The following is a 21,116-nucleotide window of genomic DNA, read 5'->3' as shown; positions in this document are numbered from 1 at the left end:
ATGATTCCTCTTCAATGACGTTCTCTCATGCCAAAAACCCGCCGTGTCATCGACTTCATCAAGCCAGGAAATAAATGAAAAGCTGTTGTCCAAAACTTTGCTGTGCCAACCAATACATCAGACTGTTGATACTGAACTCCATGCCAAATTGCCTTTGCCACATCTTCAGGCTTTTCTAGGAAGGGGCTGTGGAAAGCTTTATCCATAAGTTGGTAGCGTTTGTGAGCAGTCTCCTTATCTTTACCGCGCAAGATGGCTCTTTCTATAAGACTCGTCCTGATAAAACTAGGATAAATCCCACAAACATGGATACCTTTGGGCGATAATTCTGCTCGTAACGCTTTGGTGAGTCCCGTGACAGCATATTTACTTGTGGTGTATGGTACTTGAAAAGGAACTGGGTCTAGACCACCAATAGAACTAACATTAACAATTGTGCCGCTTCCCCGTTCTAAAAAATAGGGTAAGAGTGCATGAATAGTATGAATGTACCCCCAGAGATTTGTATCTATGACTTGGTGCCAATCACTCAGTAAACTCTCTTCTACAGGACCCATAAAATAAATTGAAGCATCATTAATCAGTACATCGATATGACCAAAATGAGCAAGAGCTTTCTCAACTAAATGATTGACTTGCACTGGATCTCTAACATCAGTAGAGATAGCAAGTGCATCTTGACCCAAGGCAAGCACCTCGGTTGCTGTAGCTTCTAAACGCTCCTTTTGACGGGCGGCTAGCACGACATCATACCCATTACGGGCAAATAAAAGTGCTGTTGCTTTACCAATACCTTGAGTTGCCCCTGTGACAATTACTGTTTTAGCCATAAAATTGGTTGAAAAATGTTAAGTAGTAAGAGTTCGGGGTAAGCAAGACAGGGTTGTCTTTACCCTTCTCTATTTTTGGATCTGACTTGCAGTCTAGACATGAAGAGCATTAGTCACACCTATCTCGGGTCTGTTTTTTTATTGAATCAACATATCTTGTACTATAACCAGAACGAAAGTTCCGGAACCCAGAGTACAAACTTGTTAAAAAGGATTAAACAGGTTGAAACTTTTTTTGACGGTTATCAGCGTCTTATGGTGCAATACGGTTCAGTTAAGAAGAATTGTCCTAGAAGTTGAGTGAAGCGCGAACCCCAACAAATGTAAGATTGTGTTGCGTTGAGGATCGAAACCCAACCTAGGTTTGTTACTGTTGTAACGCTAACTGAACTGTATTAGCTTTATGGTGCATCAGCACTGTCAAAAAAGGGTGCTGCTAAACACCGAAAGCGAAGGGAGCACAAGTGGAATTTGTGATTTTTACAGAGGCTGAACCTTTGATGAACACATTGGGAATTTGTAATGCTTTAATTGAAGTAATAGAAAAAATACCTTTTTGAATCATTGAAGCCCTATGCGCTCTCATGGTACTGATACCTAGGCTCTATTCGAGTCCCCCCAAGAACTCACAGAAAGCGGTGTTGTACAAGGGTCAGGCTCGCCGTCACAAAGACAATTGAAGATACATCTACCGGATTGTAGTAAATTTGTCTAAACCTCATGTTTGAGTCCTTGATTGTCGAAGAATAAATTTAATACGTGTGTTAAGGAGGTGACACCAAGATGGTTAAGGAAGCAGAAAACAAAGTAGGATGTTGGTATGTTGTTAAAGACGTTGCAGATCGACAGATAAGTGTTTTGTCTGAAGTCGTCAAATGTCTTGGTTGTCTCCTCGTCGGCATTTGGAATCAAGGTTGCGTTAAAAGTTTGTTTGACATCGCGATCTTGCGGTTACTGATAAATATTGATAAGGTTATTTATATAGACTTGTCTACCCCCATCAAAATTGGTGACAAAAAGCATTTCAAGCGCAATTGCAGTAAGTTAAACCAGTTTTATCAGAGAGTGGTAGTCAAAGCTCTGAAAACTGTAGTCAAGCGCTTTGACAAAGTGTCCGTTGCTGTTAACGTTGCTTGCACCTCACAAATTGATTTCGTCCTGGGGCTGCTTCTGATGAAGCGTCACGGGAATGAGTTACACCAATTTTGGAGAGGTGTATTTCACGTCATACACAACGCTCGACGGAATGTTAAGGTTCGAGGAAGTGATTTAGGCACGCTCCTCTACACAAAATGCTCTCAAGTGTTTCGTGTTTTGACCAAGCGTACCGTCAAGTGCCCGGTAGACGTTGTTTTAGATGGTTTGCAGGTGTTCATCAAAAGTACCGATCCGATCGAAGACAGCGTGAAGAAAGCCTTCTTCAAAGTTTGGACAAGCTTTCTGCTAGGTGCGTTCTTCAGCATGGGTTCTGCCCTTTTTAGGCGTTTTCGCGACCCACTCGCGTTGAGTATCTCAGGCTTACAGAGGCGCTTTCGCGTTGCCTTTCTGCTATAACCTGAGGACTATACGCGAAAAGGACTGGTTTGACCCCCTAAAGTGCTGAGTCATCAAGATGAAGCGTTAACAGTAGTAACAGTAACGAGTCTGCTGGAGCAGTAACTGGTCTGTTGCTCCCAAAAAGGATAACTTCCTTGAGCATCTATCCCCGCTTGGGGAGAAATACATTAAATCCCGGTCAATCCAGGATTTGTTTGTAAACCTCACAGCTAGGCGAGCAATGGCAAAAACTTGCTACTGGCAATGTACAGAATGCAATTTACCCTGCTCCAATGGCTACATTGATAGGACAAAAATCACAACTCAAGACTATGGTAAGCAAAGTAATCAACGTTAGAGAATACACTGTTAGAGCACATAAAAGACTGATTCATACACGGGTCTTCAATTTTGTCTGTAAAGAGTGCGGTACCTCTACAAAGCGGGAGACCTTTGGACCTCGCCCTCTGTATTGCGAACAATGCCGCCCTCCTCAAGCACCTAAAAAATCGCTGATGAAGCCCTCCAAAAAAGCTAAACCTGTACCAATGACTTATAAATCTGATACTGAATTGGGTTGATTTAAAACAATATGATGACAAAACCACATTTAGAACCCCCTCCACAAGCCTTGATTGAACCACTGCTGGAATTAAGAGACTACTATGCAGCTCTTGTGGAAGAATACGAGCGTTTATCCACTCAAGCGCGATCGCAACTGACTCACGTGGAAGCGTTATTGTCCAACCATGTGCTTCCTGGGGTACGAGATAACCAAACAGCTATTGTTGAGACGCTACCGAACACTTTGCTAAACGGGGCTTCTCCCACTACGCAAGTGTCCTTGTCCTTTCCTCCTACTCCTTCTAGGGAAAACTCGCATTTAGAACGGATACCGCAGAATCTCTCTCACTTTGGACAGGAACCATCCATCCAGCTTGAATTAAAAGACAATGTTCAGCTAGAGATAGATTTGGATGAAGACGGAGCGCAAGACACAGAAAATGCAGTTGCAGTTCCTTCTGTGACAACCCCAAGACAGGAAACACTTTTAGAAAGCGATCGTAGCTCTTTTCCTGGCTCCGATGTTCCAATGCAACCCCAGTTTCAAGGTCTTCCACGACTGGAAGCAATTGAAAAAATATTGCAAGAAAATATGGGGACAGTTTGTCACATAGATTTTATCGTGCGATCGCTCTATGGAGATTTAGAGTCAAGTGTATTTAAAGTGGTCAAAAGTAGGGTACAATCCTCTTTGACGCATGGTAAAGAAAAAGGTTATTGGTCAGCTGTTCCTGAAGAACCCGGTTGCTACACTCTAGATATAAGTTTGGTTACCCCACAGGACGGTAAAGCTAAATCTAAAACTGTAAAACCTAAAAAGAAGAAACCCTTTTTGCTACCCAAGGCAAGAAGAGTACCAATGTTACCCGAGTTTGAGGGTAAGTTTCTGATTGATGCCATCTCCATACTATTGCAAAGGAATTCAGGAAAAATCTTCAGCGTAGCTGATGTAATTGTAGGATTGTATGGAGAAATAAACGCTGAACAACTAAGAGAAATAAAAACTGCGGTGCATAACGAGCTTTCTAGAGGTCATCGCATTGGGAGATTTTCTAGAGTTCCGGACAAGCTGGGTTGTTACACTTGGGATTTAGGTAGAGTCAAAGCAAAGTAGTTCGGTAATTTCTCATTAATAATTCGTAATTCGTATATACTTAATTACGAATTACGAATTACAAGCAATTTTGTATCTTCAGAAGGATGTATAAAAACTTATATTAGGGTATACTTAGAATCTAGTGGGTTAGATAATGTTGAACAGAAATGGCACACGTCTTACTGGTTGATGATGAAGAACCTCTAAGGGAAAGCCTTTCCTACACTTTACAAAAAGAAGGCTACACCGTCTCGACAGCAGCAGATGGTCATAACGCTATCAAACAGTTTCACAAGCAAGTGCCAGATGTCATTCTGTTAGATATAATGCTGCCAGAAGTGGATGGCATGGAGGTTTGCTGGCGAATTCGGGCGTTTTCTGATGTGCCAATTGTCATGCTGACTGCTAAAGACCAAGACATTGATAAAATTTGGGGTCTAGAAGCTGGTGCAGATGATTACGTGACAAAACCCTTCAATACCCGCGAACTACTAGCACGCATCAAAGCTGTCTTGCGTCGTCGCTCTGAGAAAAACTCCGAGTCTAGGTAACACTCGCAGCCCGGATCTCATAAAATTTTAAATGCACTAATTTTAAATTTTTTAAATGGGCTGGATACCTCAAATAAAAAAAAATTCCATTCACACCAAACTACTGAGCACGTACTTACTACTAACTGCTTTGGCAACCTCCCTTATGGGAGGGTACATTCTCTGGTCGTTCCATGCCTACTTTAATAGAGCGAGGCAGGCTGATTTGGAAAACTGGAGTACTGCTATTGGTGAGAGCATGGCTGATGCCTTAGAAAAACAAGACCTCAAACGAGTAGATGTCCTTGTGCAACGTTACGGTGCAGCTGAAAGTATAACCATACGAGTTTTTGACACTAAAGGTAAGCTTCTTGCTACATCTAGCCCATTGCTAGACAGACAAATACAAAACTGGTTAGAAATACCTGGGATGAGCCAAGCCGTGCAAGGTGTAGCAGTCAAAGGAGTAGCAAAAGGTGTTTTAACCAACGATGACAGATTGTACATTGCTCGACCCATTGTCCGCAATGGTCAAAGGTTGGGTGCATTGAGGATGTCAGTCACGTTAAAACAATTTCAAAGGCAATTTACCACAATAGTTGGCACAATCATGGGGACTCTTATTTTCACACTTGTCCTCTGTGCTTTGATTAGTGAGTGGTTAGCTCGTAGCTTGTCCCACCCCATCGAAACAATGAGAAATTTCGCAATCCAATTGGGGAGCGGGCATTTTGGAGACAAGCTTCAGATTCGTCAAAGTAACGAATTAGACCAGCTCGCACTGGAACTCAATCGCATGAGCGAACGTTTGGCGTCTTTGGATCAAGAACGCAGAGTTTTTCTGGCAAACGTATCTCATGAACTCCGTACCCCCATTAGTAATGTCTTGGTAACTGTTGAAGCGCTTCGCAGTGGCGCAGCTTCAGATCCTAAAGTACGCGATCGCTTCTTTCAAAGTGTAGAAGATGAAACCAAACGGTTATCACGGTTGATTGACGATCTCCTAAATTTGGGACGATTGGAAGCAGGTGTCACAGTCTTAGAACAGCAAACCGTACCATTACACCGCCTCATTGAGCGTGCTGTAAGAGCCGTGGAATCGCGAATGCAAAATTCCCAAATCTCAGCACAGGTTAATGTAGCAGATATGCAGATACAGGGCGACTCAGAGCGGCTGTTGCAAGCTTTTCTCAATCTTTTGGATAACGCCATCAAGCACTCATCCTCTGGTTCTCAAATATCTATCACTGGGTACAAAGACGGCAAGCAGGCAGTTCTCACAATTAGCGATCGCGGACTTGGGATTAAAGAAAAGGATCTCCCACACATTTTTGAACAATTTTATACTGCCGATCGCTCTCGTAAAGGTCGGGGAGTTGGGTTGGGTTTGGCGATCTCAAAGCGTATCATAGAAGCTCATGGAGGTAGCATTACGGCAAGTAGTAAGTTTGGTGAAGGAGCAACTTTCACCATTTATTTACCCTTGTAATTCCATAACAAATGAGAGATTTATCGAGCGGCTTGTTATTTTGTATTCTGGTATATTGAAAAAATAAAATTACCTGCAAGATATATAGCAAAGATTGCTACAACTAGTACAACAGCATTGATTATAGTATTGCTAGGACGGTTGTTTTTCACAGCAACTCCTTCTTTTCATTTAGAAAAGTTAGTTTACTGTATAGCTTACTTATTTATAAAATTATTTTATCTATCTATATAGATAATATTAAATTTTATTAAATAATTTTTTAAAATGGAGAATGTTTAGGGTGGGCAGTGCCCACCATCAATATTTTCGTTGGTCAAGTTGGCGGTCAATAACTTCCCCTACATAAACGCAAAAATTTATACACAAAATGACAATAATACACATCAGCGGCAATAAGGCTACCATTGCACGCTTGTTGTTAAGCTTGCAGTGTAAGCCTTTTACTTTCATCCAAATGCCTTCATACTTCTCCAGAGGAGACGCTACGCGAACAACCTTTTTGTACTAGCCCACGCGACAAAGCTAAACTTTAACTTTTGGCTTTCCTGAATTACCCCTTTAGAGACTTTGTTATGGGAGAAGACACAGTTAATTTAAAAGCATAAAAACTCAGCATCATTGCTGCAATAGCAAAAATTGGAGGTAGAATTGTGCGTTTTGGGCAATGGATGGGGTTATTTGCCCTAATCGTATCTCTTTATATTTTGTGGCAAATCCGGCAAGTTGTTTTAGTGGTGTTTGCATCTGTAGTTTTGGCAACAGTTCTAAACCAGCTTGTGCTATTTTTACAAAAGTTCCGGATAAAAAGAGGTATTGCAATCGCCATATCATTTGGTCTTTTACTGACTATTGTAGCAAGCTTTTTTGCATTGATTGCACCACAAATTGTTGACCAATTGCAACAATTTTCCGACTTTGCACCTAACGCCTTAGAAAGAATGCGGACATGGAATAATTGGTTGCAAAATGCAATTCCAGAACAATTGTTAGAGAACGTTCGCGGGCTTAGAACTCTGACTCAAGGATTACAAAGTTGGTTAAATCAGCTAGTCAACAACTTTTTTGCCTTACTCGGCAGGTCGCTGAATATTGTTTTAACGTTCTTGCTGTTCTTGGTTTTAACCATTATGCTCTTGACAGACCCTGCTCCATACAGACAGGGATTTATACTGCTATTTCCTGCATTTTACCGTCGTAGAATTGATGAAATTCTTTCTGAGTGTGAAACCTCTTTAGTAGGTTGGATAAAAGGAACACTCCTAACTATGTTCCTGATTGCTTGCTTAAGCTATGTTGGATTGTTAATTCTAGGGGTAAGACTTCCATTAGTAAATGCACTTTTGGCAGGATTGCTAGAATTCATTCCCAATGTTGGTCCGACATTGAGTTTAATACCACCTCTACTGCTGGCACTATTAGATGCACCTTGGAAAGCTGCTGCAGTCGTAGCATTGTACTTTGGAATACAGCAGGTTGAAAGCTTGATTGTTGTGCCTTTGGTTATGAAGTCTCAGGTGTCACTGCTGCCTGCAGTGACCATATTAGCTGTTGTAGTTTTCGCCCAATTTTTCGGATTCTTAGGATTATTCCTTGCCATCCCCTTAGTGATTGTCTTCCAAATTGCGATTAAAGAAATTTTGGTTAAGGATGTGCTTAACAACTGGCAAGAAGGAATCAAAGATAAGCGGAACCAAAAAGCAGAAAACGAAGATAACCACAAATTTAACGAGACTGTTGAAGGTAAAACCGTTGGCACATCTCACCACTAACCACCAACAACTAACTATTCGTTAGTTGCTGGTAGGGGTCCTGGTTGTACTGCGACTTGTAAATTCCTGCCACTGCGTTGCAGTTCTATTTGCAAAGTACTACCAACGCCACTTTTTTCTACTATTTGCTGCAATAGATCGGTCGTAGTGATAGGTTGATTGTTGACTTCTTGGATGATATCTCCTGCACGCAGCCCTGCCCTGTCAGCCGGAGAACCAGGAACAACACGAACAATCAGAATACCTTGGTCTGCCTGTACCCGAATATTACTGTTAGGGCTATTGTTAATCCGTTGCTTGAGTTCAGGTGTTAAAGGAGTCATCTGGATACCTAAATAAGGATGTTCAACTCTACCTGTCGCAATCAGTTCTTGGGCAATTCGTTGAGCGGTATCAATGGGAATTGCAAAGCCGATTCCTTGAGCACCACTAATAATAGCCGTATTGACACCAATCACTTGACCGCGAGCATTCAACAAAGGTCCACCAGAGTTGCCTGGATTAATTGCTGCATCGGTTTGAATAAAGCCCATACGTCGATCCGAAACACCGATATCGCTAGCAGAACGTTCTGTCGCACTGACAACACCTACTGTCACAGTTTCTTGCAAACCTAAGGGATTACCAATAGCGATCGCCCACTGTCCTGGTTGGACGCGCTGAGAATTGCCCAGTTCCACAGTTGGCAGGTTATTGCCAGGAACTTGGACAACTGCAATATCAGTCACAGTATCTTGTCCCAATACTTTACCTTCCACAGTGCGACCATCGGAAAATGACACCGTTACTGTATCAGCGTTATTGACAACGTGAGCATTAGTAATAATTTGACCATTAGAACTAATCACAAAACCAGAACCAAGACCCCGTACAACTCTCTCTTGGGGTTGTACTGGTAACCTCTCCCCAAAAAAACGTTGGAAAAACGGGTCATTCAATGCTTCCGGCACTTGATTTCTAACAGTTCGCTCGGTGTTGATTTGTACTACTGCTGGTTCTACCTTATTGACAACTGCTACTACAAAATTAGTATCTTCAGGAGTTGGTGTCAGAGAGCGGTTATTTTGATTTCCTGTTTCTTGCACCGCTTGGGCAGTTTCTTGCAAAGACTGAATATTTCTAGAAGGAATTGTTGAACAGCCACTCAAAAATGCTATTCCTACTCCCATTAATGGCAGCAACCAGTGAGTAACAGGTTTCTTTCCCGACAAGTTGCTTGCATTCGTGTTTTTAACTCGAACAGCTATTTTTTGTTTGATAGACTGTCGGCTTGAAGGCGATACATGAGAAACAGAGCTATCTAGATTTGCGTTTTGACGTATTGTTTTCATAAAACTTTCTTTACCTAAAAAATCATGTCTTTCTATATTCTTGCTTCCTTTATTTTAATTTCTTATTGCTGATTGACATCTGTCAAAAGGCAGTTTATGAGAGTAAAATAGATAGGGTTTTAACTACTTTTATCTAGTCTTAAGAATGCGGTCAAAAATATCAAATTTTATGATTGATATCTGTAATTAACCACAAAAAACTACTTCTACCTCTTTCTCAACTTCGAGGCGGTACACAAGTTAGATTTACCCCCCTCGATCGAGGAGGGAAATCGCAGCTCTAGTACCCTCCTCTTGATAAGGAGGGGCGAGGTGGGGTGAACTATTTCAGACTTTTACACCACCACCTTAGAGGTAATATGGGAATGGCACTAGGGTTTTGCGGAAGCAGAAGAGGTTTACGCTTCTTCTCCGACCTTGGATGCTGGGAAATATTTTTCTATGATTTCACCAGCTAACAAAAATAAGGTTCCAAAGAGAATTCCTATTCCCATAATATTGAGTTCGGGATTACCAAATACTATGAAGCTTGGACGAAAAAGAGTAATAATTAATACAATTATACAAGAGGAACTACTTGCAATTAAAGATAACTTGACACTTGTTTTGGAAAATGTATAGCGCCCTGTTTGAGCAATCAAGTAGGCAACAAAAGGAACAATCACGGCTCCAACATAGGCAGCATAAAAAGCAACAATCAGATTGACAATTTCACCGCCTTTCAATGCAACGGCTAAACCAAACAGAGCGTTTCCAACAGTCACTAACAACTGATAACCGTTAGAGGCAGGCACAATATTAAAATCAAAGATAGTTTTCCTTTGTACTCGTAATATGCTGCTACCGATTCCCAATGCCGGAAGCAACAAAGACACAATCAGAGCCATACCTAAGGGTTTGTCAGCCCCACCACCAATCCAAGATAGGATGAAGGGAAGGGTTTCTTTACCGCTGATACCCGCAGATAAGATTCCAGCTTTTTGAGCCGCTACCACAACGGTTGAGGGTAACAAAGCGAGTAACAATAACAAAATTCCTGCCAACAAACAACCCAGATACAGACTTTGTACGTCTTTTGCCCGAATAATATATTGCTGATACTTCATATCGATAAGCACCAGCAGGATTGTGGACAGTGATATACCTACTGTTGTTGGTATACTCTCATGCTGGAGTGAATTTACCAACTCTAGGGGCGAGCGCACATACTCAGGAAACCCGTGGAGCACCCACAGCCCATAAATGAGAGCCAAGAAATTGAGAACCAGTAATCCTCGCAATATCCCGCTTGCTTTCTCTACGGGTAGTAAAGAAATAATTGCAAACAGGGTAGCTAAAACAATCATCGTCGGCAGAGTGGGTATCCCAAAGACTTTGAGAATAAAGGCTCCAGAAATTAATTGGACAGCTTCGATCCCAATTAAGGAAGCCCAAGACATTATCCCCACGAAGATTTTTACTCCGCTTCCATAAGAAGAACCGAGCAAAGTCCAGATTTGCTCCGTTTGTGTCCAATAAAATTTTGCTAGCCCTAGGAGGGCAATTGTACCGAAACCGAGGGATACAGCATAGAGACTGCCAGCAAATCCAAGATTTAGAGATTTCTCAGCAGTTCCTAGGAGAAATCCCAAACCGTAATGTGCAGACACCAGCAAAGCAGCTAGAGAGAAGGTGTCCAGTCTGCGATTGAGAGTCATATTTTGGAGTAAAAGCATCTATTTTGCAACAAAAGTTTACCCATAAAGTTGGGTGCTCTTACTGCAAGTTATTTAAATTCCCTACAATTCTATCTATTTATGGGAAATTAATGACTGTTCTCCGATAACTGATAAGTAAGTCGGTACAAATCAAGTGAAAAGCGTCAGGGTCATTCTTTGTGATTAGTCCTTTGCTCAAGACAAATGACTAATGACCTCTCAATATAGTGATATTTAATCCTGCCCACCTACTTAACTAGTAAGCGATCCGACCTTTAGCAGATTGTTTTGAGCACTCAAGACCTTAATGTTAGAGCTGATCCCTAAGCAAGATATGCGCTAACGTAGGGGGTGAACCTCTATGGAAACGTCATAAAGGAAATGTACTTATTTTAAGGGAAAAAATGAGGTCGCGCTCTAGCTAAAAATCAGGAGTTTGCTATGCATGAACTAGTTCAAACTGTCTTAAACAGTGATGAGAAAACGGCTCTGCGTCAGTTGGTTTATGAACTAAGTGCTTCAGGTAAGAAGTACTTCCTGAGAACCGAGATTCTGCAAGCTTTTGCTGACTACTCTGAGCAATCGCAAAAGCCTGCTTACTTTTTCCACTCCTCATCTCTAGGCAAACTCATTCACTATACTCATGAAATTATCCTAGAAGAGGAAAGTGCCTGGTTTCTCATCAGACCGAGGATTGGCGTCCAAGAAGCTTGGCGATTGGGAGCAAACATGACAAGCTTCGAGCAAATGACACCACAAGAACTGCTGAACGTGCGCGATCGCAGAGTGAACCGCTATCATCCCCAAATTCTAGAAATAGACTTCCGTCCTTTTTACCACGGTTCTCCTAAAATCAGCGATCCCAGAAATATTGGTCAAGGTCTGGGTTTTCTCAATCGGTACTTGTGCAATCAAATGCTGACAGACCCCGAATATTGGTTGGAGGTCATGTACGATGTTCTACGCCGACGCCAATACGATGGTATTCCTCTACTCATCAATGGTCGCATTCTCTCAGGGGCTCAACTCACTCAACAACTTAGACAAGCCATTAATTTTTTGAGTGCTCTTCATCCTAGCGAACCCTACGAAAAATTCCGCTATGACCTGCAAGAACTGGGTTTTGAACCCGGTTGGGGAAACACAGCATCCCGTGTTCTTGATACCCTAGCGCTTCTCAACCGACTGATTGACACTGCCGAACCTGCTATTTTAGAAGCCTTTGTTGCCCGCGTGCCCTCCGTCTTTCGTGTTGTCCTCGTGTCCGTACATGGTTGGATTGCACAGGAAGGAGTCATGGGAAGACCTGAAACAGCAGGTCAAGTCGTCTACGTTCTCGAACAAGCTCGCAGTTTAGAAAACAAACTGCGGGAAGAAATTCAACTTGCTGGGCTTGATGTCCTTGGCATCCAACCCCAAGTTATTATACTTACCCGTCTTATTCCTAACTGTGAAGGGACACAGTGTAACCTGCGCCTGGAAAAAGTTCAAGGTACGGAAAATGCGTGGATTTTGCGCGTTCCTTTCACAGACTTCAACAATTCCAATGTTACGCAAAACTGGATTACGAGATTTGAAATTTGGCCTTATCTGGAAACATTTGCCCTGGATGCAGAAAGAGAATTACTCGCACAATTTCGAGGCAAACCCGATCTTATTATTGGTAACTACAGTGATGGTAATTTAGTTGCCTTTCTCCTAGCACGCCGTCTCAAATCAACTCAGTGTAACATAGCCCACTCTTTAGAAAAGCCCAAACACCTGTTTAGTAATCTGTATTGGCAAGACCTAGAGGACAATTACCACTTCTCAGCCCAATACACCGCCGATTTAATCGGGATGAATGCAGCAGACTTCATTGTCACATCTACCTATCAGGAAATAGTGGGGACGCCTGACACAATGGGTCAGTACGAGTCCTACAAACATTTTACGATGCCCGAGTTGTATCACGTGGTTGATGGGATTGACCTGTTTAGCCCCAAATTCAACATGGTGCCACCAGGAGTCAATGAAAGCATCTTTTTCCCATACGAGCGCAAAGAAAACCGCGATCCCAGCTTTCACAATCGAGTTAAAGACTTGCTCTTTACCCGTGAAGACCCGCAAATTCTCGGTCATTTAGAGAACACAAGCAAAAGACCAATTTTTGCCGTTGGTAGTGTCACCCCTAACGATAATCTTGCTGGTTTGATAGAATGCTTTGGTAGAAGTCAAGAGTTACAAAAACGCTGCAACTTGATTATTCTCTCTGACAAACTACACCCACAACAAGCTACAAACCCAGAAGAAGCAGGAGAAATCGAACGGCTCCACAATATTATTAACGAGCATAACCTCCAAGGGAACATTCGCTGGGTAGGTATGCACATTCCCTTGGCTGAGGTTGGGGAGGCTTACCGCACAATTGCAGACAGTGAGGGAATTTTTGTTCACTTTGCCCGTTTTGAAGCTTTGGGTAGAACAATTCTTGAAGCCATGAGTTGCGGTTTACCGTGTTTTGCCACCCAATTTGGAGGTTCTCTCGAAATCATTGAAGATGGGGAAAATGAATTTCATCTCAACCCCACAGATTTAGATGGAACAGCCAAGATAATCAGCAATTTTATCGATCTGTGTAATACCCAACCCGAACACTGGTATAAAATATCAGAGTGGGTAATTCAGCGTATCCGTAATAAATATAACTGGGAGTTACATACCAAGCAGTTATTATTGCTTGCCAAACTCTACAGTTTTTGGAACTTTGTCAACAAGGAAAACAGTGAAGCGAGGGGGCGGTATCTGGAAACTTTGTTCCATCTGCTCTATAAACCAAGATCTGAAAAAATTTTAGAACAACATATGCATCGTTAAAAAACAGGGATTGGTAATCGTACAGACGCGCTCTATTGAAAGCGTCTGTACATTATCACTAATTGCTAACTACCAACAACTAACCACTAACCACGCAATAGAAAAGGCAGCGCCGATGGATACAATCGATCTGACTCAGGAGTTTATTTATAAGGACTGGATATTAGTCGAAACCCAGTTTAATCCCAACAAAGTTCACCACAGAGAAACCGTTTTCACAATTGGCAACGGTTATTTAGGTACACGAGGTACCTTTGAGGAGGGTTATACTCGTGCTCAACCAGCAACCTTTATCCACGGGGTTTACGATAACGTTCCTATTGTTTATACTGAACTGGCTAATTGTCCTGATTGGATACCACTGGTTGTGACTGTTGATGGCGAGCGCTTCCGTTTGGAACGCGGTGAAATACTCAGCTACGAGCGACAGTTAGACTTACGCCGTGGCTTGCTCAGTCGCAGCATTCGCTGGCGTAGCCCCAGTGGGAAGACAGTAGATATTCATTTTGAACGCTTTGCCAGCCTAGCAGACGAACACGTGTTGGTGCTGCGGTGCCAAGTAACACCTGTAGATTTTGAAGGTTTGATTGAAGTTCAAGCTAGCATCAACGGCTATCCTGAAAATCAGGGTTTTAACCATTGGGAATGGCTAGATCAAGGCAAGACAGACAAGGGAAGTTGGTTGCAACTCCGCACCCGCAGCAGTCGCATTGAACTGGGTATGGCTGCTGGAATCAAAGTATCGGGAATTGATGCTGCGGTGCAAGTGACCAATCCACCAGGCTACCCAACCTTTATCACTACCTTCCAAGCAGGGGCAGGAACAACTGTCACAGTTGATAAATTTGTAACTGTTTTTACATCTAGGGATGTGGAAAACCCTGTTGAGGCAACTGGTGAAAAACTGGCTGGGTTACCTGGTTACTCAGAACTGCTGAAAGCTCACGAACAAGCATGGGATGAAGCTTGGGAGAAAAGTGACATATTGATAGAAGGGGATACCAAAGCTCAACTTGCTGTTCGTTACAATCTTTTCCAATTGCTCATTTGTGCCGCACAGCATGATGATAAGGTGAGCATTGCCGCAAAAACTCTTTCAGGTTTTGGCTACCGGGGTCACGTCTTCTGGGATACAGAAATTTTTATTCTTCCCTTCTTCATATATACACAGCCAGCACTTGCGCGGAACTTGCTGTCCTATCGTTACCATACCCTCAATGGAGCACGGCGCAAAGCATCTCATTACGGATATAAGGGGGCAATGTATTCTTGGGAAAGTGCTGACACGGGGGATGAAGTAACACCCCGTTGGTTGCCTCCCAACGATTTTTATGGCGAAGACATCAGGATTTGGTGTCGCGATCGCGAAATTCACATTAGTGCTGATGTTGTCTATGCTGTCTGGTACTACTGGCAATCAACAAACGACCACGAGTGGATGCGGGACTGTGGTGCTGAGATTATCCTAGATACTGCCGTCTTTTGGGGTAGCCGAGTTGAGTATAACACCAAGTACGAACGGTATGAGATTCGTGAGGTCATTGGAGCAGATGAGTACCACGAACACTCAGATAACAACGCTTTTACAAACCGGATGGTACAATGGAACTTGGAGAAAGCGCTCTTTATACACGAGTGGCTGTCTAACACCTACCCAGACCAAGCCAAAGAACTTACGCAAAAACTGCAACTCACCTCCGGGCGTCTATCACGGTGGAAAGATATTATCACAAATATATGGCTTCCCTACGACCCATCAACAGGGTTAATCGAGCAGTATGAGGGATTCTTTAAATTAGAAGATATCAACTTGGCTGACTACGAACCACGCACCAAATCAATGCAAAGTATCTTGGGTATTGAGGGTGCTAACAAGCGTCAAGTACTAAAACAGCCAGATGTGTTGATGCTTCTCTACTTGATGCGACAGTCACAGGAATTTCCCTACACTCAAGAAATATTGCAAAAAAACTGGGACTACTACGCACCCCGTACTGACATCACTTATGGTTCATCCCTCGGACCCGCCATTCACGCCATCTTAGCTTCAGACATAGGCAACCCAAAAGAGGCATACGAACGGTTTATGCAGGCGGCGTTGGTTGATATAGAAGATGTCCGAGGTAACGCCCATGAAGGAATTCACGGGGCAAGTGCCGGCGGTGTTTGGCAAGCAGTGATTTTGGGATTTGGTGGTGTCCAACTGGCAGGAGATGCACCAACATCCAAGCCCCACTTGCCACCCGGTTGGAAACGTCTGAAATTTAAACTGATGTGGCACGGTAAGTGGCACGATTTTGATTTGCGATCTGATGGAAAAGAGACCATGCATGATATTCGTGGAGTCATTTTTGATTTAGATGGTGTTCTCACAGATACGGCAGAGTACCACTACTTAGGTTGGCAAAAGCTGGCAGATGAAGAGGGGTTGCCTTTTAATCGAGAAGCCAATGAAGCGCTACGCGGTGTCTCCCGTCGCGATTCGCTGCTTTTGATAATTGGCAGCCAACGGCAGTACTCTGAAGAACAACTTCAGGAGATGATGGAACGCAAGAATAACTATTATGTAGACTTCATCCAAAATATGACGGCAGCAGATTTGTTACCTGGGGCTGTGTCATTGTTAGATGAATTAAGAAAGGCTGGCATTAAGATAGCCCTTGGTTCAGCTAGCAAAAATGCTCGCACAGTTATCGAGAAACTGGGTATTAGCTCGCGCATTGATATTATCGCTGATGGTTACAGCGTGCAAAAACCCAAGCCAGCACCCGATCTGTTTTTGTTTGCTGCCGAACAGTTGGGGCTGAAACCACAACAGTGTGTCGTCGTAGAAGATGCGGCGGCAGGAATTGAGGCAGCTCTTGCGGCTGATATGCTAGCAGTAGGGCTGGGTCCTGCGGAACGAGTTGGGGCAGCCGATGTTGTCTTACCCAGTTTGGAAGGTGTCCGGTGGTCAGAACTGCAAGATAAATTGAATTCCGTTGAGAAGTAACCGTTTGAGATAAGTAGTTGACCTTCCCCATGTCGATAGGCATGGGGCTTCGTTTGAGAAAACTTAGGCTAAGATGTCTCCTACCGCCTTCGTACAATGGCGAAGGAAATATCGGAGGTCTAACACAAACATGATAGAAGAACTTAGAACACAGAATGAGGACAATCTTATTGACATTGCCTCGCGCTTCGCCCTTAGGGGAAAAGTAACAGGTATTAAAGCATTTGGAAATGGCAATATCAACGATACATTTCTGGTCACTCTGGATTCGGCAGAGTCACAGTATTTTGTCCTGCAACGCATCAACACTTCTGTGTTTCGTCAACCTCAACTTATCATGCAGAATATGCGTACCTTAACTGAGCATATTCGCTACCGCTTGCAAACTCAGCCCCTCAACCGCCGTTGGGAAGTGCCGCTTGTATTGTTGACTCAAAATGCTCAAGATTACTGGCAGGATGATAATGGATCTTTCTGGCGGGCAATCAGCTTTATTGACAACACCCAGTCCTTTGATACCATACACAAGATGGAATATGCCAAGGAAATCGGTTATGCCTTGGGTATGTTCCACAACCTTATCAGTGACCTACCTTCTGAAAAACTTGCCGATACACTAGAAGGGTTCCACATCACGCCACTTTACCTTCAGCACTACGACTTGGTTCTTGCAAAAACCAACCTTGGCAACACTACACCAATCCCTTCAACAGGGTCAACTCCCCCAAGGGACTGCCTCGCTGAAGTTAATTATTGCTTGCAGTTTGTTAGCAAGAGCAAAGCCAGGGCAAACGTCCTGGAAAATGCGAAAGCCAATGGTGAGTTACCACTACGCCTCATGCATGGCGATCCCAAAATCAACAATGTTATGTTTGACACTGTGACTCAGCAAGCTGTCAGCATGATAGACCTCGACACAGTTAAGCCGGGACTAGTACATTATGACATCGGTGACTGCCTGCGATCGGGCTGCAATCTTGCTGGCGAAGAAACCAACAATTGGGAACTGGTTTATTTTGACACCGATTTGTGTCGGGAAATTCTTCAGGGCTATGTCTCTGTAGCAAAGGAGTTTCTGACAGAGCATGACTATTATTATATGTATGATGCAATCCGTCTGATTGCCTTTGAGTTAGGGCTGAGATTTTTTACTGATTATTTAGCAGGAAACGTATACTTCAAAGTCAAACATCCAGAACACAACCTTGCGAGGGCACTTGTCCAATTTAAGCTTACCGAGAGCATTGAATCCCAGGAAACAACAATTCGCAATATTCTTCAGGATATCAAATGAAGGAACAAACATTTTCCCTGCAACCTTTTCCCTCTCAAGATGCCTTACCCAATGTAAAAATTGCAGGCAATATCGCCCGATATGAGAATCAATTCACTATCCAGTACGCGCTTCTTGGCGACCTAAAAGAAATTGCGTTTTCCCCACTATCAGACACACCAGAACGAAAGCACGAACTTTGGCAAGAAACTTGTTTCGAGTTCTTCCTTGCCATCCAGAATTCCGATTCCTACTGGGAATTTAACCTCTCCCCTAATGGAGATTGGAATGTCTATCGCTTTGATGCTTATCGTCAAGGAATGCAAGAGGAAGCAGCCTTTACAGCACTTCCGTTTAGCATGCAGTATCTATCAGACGGTTTAGCACTTGTCGTGAATATCGATTTAGATAAAATTGTCCCAGCAGATCGAACCCTTGAGCTTGCCATTGCTGCCGTTATCAAACAACAAAACGGTATAATGTCCTATTGGGCGTTGACTCATCAAGGAATAGAAGCTGACTTTCACCGACGAGACAGTTTTATTATTTCGTTGTGAAATCCAATTTCCTCCCCTTTTATAAGGGGAGGGCTAGGAAGGGGTAAAACTGGTAGTCTTTGCCCTAATTTACGATTCCATCTCAGCTAATTCCAACCATCGCTCAGTGGCTGTATCAATTGCTTGCTTAATAACTTCCACCTGTTCGTAGAGTTTTTGTACCTGAGTGTAATTACCCGGAGGAACTTTTGTCAGCGCCTTCTCTGTTTCTGCCTTTTCAGCTTCTAACTGGGCAATTTTACCTTCGAGTTGTTCAAATTCGCGCTTTTCCCAATTCGATAACCTGCGCTTCTTTTTGGTTTCAGTAGACTGAGATTGAGATGTTGTATCTACTGTCCCTGTATTTTTCGGCTTATCCTTGGGAGTCGCAATTTGTTGCTGTTTTTCTTCCTCTGCTTTCTTATAATCTAGATAAACTGAATAGTTACCGGGATATTGCCGAATGTTACCGCCTTCTTCAAAAGCAAATATAGTGTCTGTTGTTCTATCTAGAAAATAGCGATCGTGAGATACAACAATTACACAGCCGGAAAAATCTTCTAAATAGTCCTCCAGAACTGCCAAAGTCTGCACATCTAAATCATTTGTAGGTTCATCTAGGATGAGGACATTTGGCGCACTCATCAAAACACGCAATAGAAATAACCGTCGTTTTTCACCACCAGAAAGTTTGTGAATTGGGGCATATTGTTGATTACCGGGAAACAGAAACCGCTCTAGCATTTGAGAAGCAGTAATTCTTGTTCCATCTGCAATTTTGACAAATTCTCCTTCTTCTTTAATATAGTCAATCACTCGCTGATTTTCGTTCAATGCTGACAGCAATTCCTCAGAATGTTGATCGAAGTAACCAATGTGAATGGTAGCGCCAATGTCTACATTACCGGAATCTGGTTGAACGCGTCCGGTTATGATATCCAGTAAAGTGGATTTACCCGCACCATTACCACCAATGATACCAATACGGTCTTCCGGACTAAATTCGTAGGAAAAATTTTTGATTAAGGTTCGTTCGTCATAAGCCTTAGAGACGTTATTTAGTTCAATAACTTTTTTACCAATCCGCCGACCGGGTGTAGCAATATCAACTTTACCTTGAGTTTGTTTAAATTCAGTTGCCTGCATTTCACTAATGCGGTCAATTCTGGCTTTCTGCTTAGTACTACGGGCTTTTGGTCCCCGTTTTAGCCATTCCAATTCACGTCGCAAAACGCCTTGATGTTTGCGTTGAGTGCTAGCAGCAGATTCTTCAGATAGTGCTTTTTTTTCTAAGTAATAGGAGTAGTTACCAGAGTAGGTATAAATGTCTCCTCTGTCAATTTCAATAATACGATTGGTAACTTTATCCAAAAAATAGCGATCGTGAGTTATGAGTAAGAGTGCGCCACGGTAGCGATTCAAGTAACTCTGCAACCACTCTACGGAGTTAGCATCTAGATGGTTTGTTGGCTCATCCATGAGCAACAAGTCGGGTTCTGACAGCAAAGCTGCGGCTAAAGCAATGCGTTTGCGATAACCACCAGATAGAGTACCAACGAGAGCATTAAAGTCGGTGATTCCTAGCTGTGACAGAATGATCTTAGCATTTGTTTCCAATTCCCAGGCACCAACCGCGTCCATACGCTGCATGATGGAGGATAAACGCGAGAGAAGTTGTTTATCTTCTGGTGCATGGGCTAATTTATCGGAAAGTTCCTCATACTCCCGCACCAAAGACATTTGTTCGCCACTATCAGCAAAAACTTGTTCTAAAACTGTGTGATTTTCATCTACGTCTGGCTGTTGAGGCAAATATATAGCTTTTGCCCCCGAGTTGACAATGATTTGACCGCCATCAACGGGTTCTAGTCCCGCAATCATTTTTAATAATGTTGATTTGCCAGAACCGTTAGTTCCAATCAAGCCAACCTTATCCGTCGCATCCAGGCTGAAACTTGCCTCTTTGAGAATTTCCTTAATGCCAAAATCTTTTTTTACTGATTGTAGTGTAATAAGACTCATAAAATTTTGTTAGTGGTTGCTGGTTGCTGGTTAGTTTAGTTTTACAGGTGGGTAGTACATCAAGGGGTTTGGGAACTGCAGATGAACGCAGACGGTCGATTGCTCTTGCGAACGAAATCTGCTATCTATACCTCTTTTTAGTTTGGTTAAGATTTATTGTAGGTTGGGTTGAGCGAAGCGTAAAACCGAATAGCGCCGTCACCCACCCAGGCTATGGAACCGGCTAAGAGCAACATTCCACAAGAAAAAGTGGGATATTTTTTAATTTGGAAGTTGCTTATCTTATATCCTGCACCATTACCTTATTGCGAAAATAAAAGACCAAAGAGCTTATTCTTTCGTGGGGTGGGCAATTCTCACCAGTCCTTATTGAGAAGGTGCAAGATGACTGTTATCTGAACCGTATTGTTACCAATCCTTTTCTCTACAGATCGTCAGATTAATAAGTATAGTTACTGACTAAGTAGTTGCCAAAACATATCCTTAGGTATGGTATACTAAATAATCAAAAAATACAATCAAATCACTTACACTGCTCGGTTAAGAGAAATTGTAGGTTGGGTTTACCGTGTGCGAAACCCAACAAATGCCG

Annotated in this window: 14 protein-coding genes; 10 read left to right on the top strand and 4 right to left on the bottom strand. The window is 42.8% G+C overall.

What is annotated here, in order from left to right:
- Positions 1-11: 11 nt before the first annotated feature.
- Positions 12-830 carry an SDR family NAD(P)-dependent oxidoreductase gene (locus ACYRY3_RS42960; protein ID WP_460207950.1) on the bottom strand — a complete coding sequence of 273 codons (819 nt, stop codon included), beginning with the start codon at positions 828-830 and terminating at the stop codon, positions 12-14.
- Between the two features lie 783 nt (positions 831-1,613).
- On the opposite strand from ACYRY3_RS42960, the gene ACYRY3_RS42955 reads away from it, so the two are divergent.
- From ACYRY3_RS42955 to ACYRY3_RS42930, 6 genes are all read left to right on the top strand, one after another.
- Positions 1,614-2,384, top strand: coding sequence for a hypothetical protein (locus ACYRY3_RS42955; protein ID WP_460207949.1), 771 nt, complete (start codon positions 1,614-1,616; stop codon positions 2,382-2,384).
- Positions 2,385-2,698: 314 nt separating this feature from the next.
- Positions 2,699-2,947 (top strand): hypothetical protein, encoded by a 249-nt coding sequence (locus ACYRY3_RS42950; protein WP_460207948.1) that lies wholly within the window; start codon positions 2,699-2,701, stop codon positions 2,945-2,947.
- A gap of 11 nt (positions 2,948-2,958) precedes the next feature.
- Complete coding sequence (locus ACYRY3_RS42945; protein WP_460207947.1) at positions 2,959-4,044, top strand: hypothetical protein; 1,086 nt, start codon at positions 2,959-2,961, stop codon at positions 4,042-4,044.
- 149 nt (positions 4,045-4,193) lie between these two features.
- A complete protein-coding gene (locus ACYRY3_RS42940) occupies positions 4,194-4,577 on the top strand; it encodes a response regulator transcription factor (protein WP_460207946.1) in 384 nt (127 codons plus the stop codon).
- Positions 4,578-4,632: 55 nt separating this feature from the next.
- Positions 4,633-6,045, top strand: a complete 1,413-nt coding sequence (locus tag ACYRY3_RS42935) for a sensor histidine kinase (protein WP_460207945.1) — start codon at positions 4,633-4,635, stop codon at positions 6,043-6,045.
- 653 nt (positions 6,046-6,698) lie between these two features.
- Positions 6,699-7,817, top strand: a complete 1,119-nt coding sequence (locus ACYRY3_RS42930; protein ID WP_460207944.1) for an AI-2E family transporter — start codon at positions 6,699-6,701, stop codon at positions 7,815-7,817.
- 14 nt (positions 7,818-7,831) lie between these two features.
- On the opposite strand, the gene ACYRY3_RS42925 is transcribed toward ACYRY3_RS42930, so the two are convergent.
- Together ACYRY3_RS42925 and ACYRY3_RS42920 are read right to left on the bottom strand one after the other, a co-directional pair.
- On the bottom strand, positions 7,832-9,148 hold the full coding sequence (locus ACYRY3_RS42925; RefSeq protein ID WP_460207943.1) for an HhoA/HhoB/HtrA family serine endopeptidase: 1,317 nt from the start codon (positions 9,146-9,148) through the stop codon (positions 7,832-7,834).
- A gap of 398 nt (positions 9,149-9,546) precedes the next feature.
- On the bottom strand, positions 9,547-10,863 hold the full coding sequence (locus ACYRY3_RS42920; RefSeq protein WP_460207942.1) for a hypothetical protein: 1,317 nt from the start codon (positions 10,861-10,863) through the stop codon (positions 9,547-9,549).
- A gap of 423 nt (positions 10,864-11,286) precedes the next feature.
- On the opposite strand from ACYRY3_RS42920, the gene ACYRY3_RS42915 reads away from it, so the two are divergent.
- From ACYRY3_RS42915 to ACYRY3_RS42900, 4 genes are all read left to right on the top strand, one after another.
- Positions 11,287-13,701, top strand: a complete 2,415-nt coding sequence (locus ACYRY3_RS42915) for a sucrose synthase (protein WP_460207941.1) — start codon at positions 11,287-11,289, stop codon at positions 13,699-13,701.
- Positions 13,702-13,816: 115 nt separating this feature from the next.
- Positions 13,817-16,693, top strand: coding sequence for a beta-phosphoglucomutase (gene pgmB / locus ACYRY3_RS42910; protein WP_460207940.1), 2,877 nt, complete (start codon positions 13,817-13,819; stop codon positions 16,691-16,693).
- Positions 16,694-16,823: 130 nt separating this feature from the next.
- A complete protein-coding gene (locus ACYRY3_RS42905; RefSeq protein ID WP_460207939.1) occupies positions 16,824-17,987 on the top strand; it encodes a phosphotransferase enzyme family protein in 1,164 nt (387 codons plus the stop codon).
- Positions 17,984-18,523, top strand: coding sequence for a DOMON-like domain-containing protein (locus tag ACYRY3_RS42900; RefSeq protein ID WP_460207938.1), 540 nt, complete (start codon positions 17,984-17,986; stop codon positions 18,521-18,523). The genes ACYRY3_RS42905 and ACYRY3_RS42900 overlap by 4 nt, the downstream gene beginning before the upstream one ends.
- Positions 18,524-18,592: 69 nt before the next feature.
- On the opposite strand, the gene ACYRY3_RS42895 is transcribed toward ACYRY3_RS42900, so the two are convergent.
- Positions 18,593-20,524, bottom strand: coding sequence for an ABC-F family ATP-binding cassette domain-containing protein (locus ACYRY3_RS42895; RefSeq protein WP_460207937.1), 1,932 nt, complete (start codon positions 20,522-20,524; stop codon positions 18,593-18,595).
- Between the last annotated feature and the right edge of the window lie 592 nt (positions 20,525-21,116).

It is taken from the genome of Scytonema sp. NUACC21, from assembly GCF_054684315.1.
The sequence above is the reverse complement of the archived record's forward strand: the minus strand, read 5'-3'. Positions and strand labels throughout refer to the sequence as shown.